Genomic DNA, 639 nt, shown 5'->3' with positions numbered 1-639 from the left:
ACTCCCAGAAGGCGTAAGTTTTGATAGCGCTACAAACACAATTAGCGGGACTCCGACGAAAGTGGGAAGCTATCCAATTGTGGTAACCACAACAGATGCGGAAGGTAACGCAACGACAACGAGCTTCACGATTAAAGTTGTGGATACAACAAAACCAACGGTTACATCAATTAAAGACCAAACCAAAGAGGTCAACACAGCTATCGATTCAATAACAATCGATGCTACAGACAATAGTGGTCAAACTGTAACCAACAAAGTAAGCGGTCTACCGGACGGCGTAAATTTCGATAGTGAGACAAACACAATTAGTGGAACACCAACAAAAGTGGGAAGCTACCCAATTACAGTCATGACAACTGATGCATCAGGTAATGAAACAACAACGAACTTCACGATTAAAGTCGTAGACACAACAAAACCAACGGTTACTTCTATTGGAAATCAAACCAAAGAAGTGAATACGGCGATTGATTCAATCAAGATTGAAGCAACAGACAACAGCGGTCAAGCTGTAACCAACAAAGTAAGTGGCTTACCAGACGGCATAAGTTTCAATAGTGAGACAAATACAATCAGTGGCACGCCAACGAAGGTAGGTAGCTATCCAATTACGGTAACAACGATAGATGCCGAGGG

At 42.4% G+C, this 639-nt stretch carries 1 protein-coding gene; it reads left to right on the top strand.

Features of this window, described 5'->3' with window-relative positions:
• On the top strand, window positions 1-639 hold a 639-nt coding region (locus tag HMPREF3264_RS13065), incomplete at both ends, for a putative Ig domain-containing protein (protein ID WP_256324006.1).

It is taken from the genome of Staphylococcus sp. HMSC62A08 (assembly GCF_001839105.1).
Classification (GTDB): domain Bacteria; phylum Bacillota; class Bacilli; order Staphylococcales; family Staphylococcaceae; genus Staphylococcus; species Staphylococcus caprae.
Note: the sequence above shows the minus strand (reverse complement) of the source record. Positions and strands in the feature narration are given on the sequence as shown.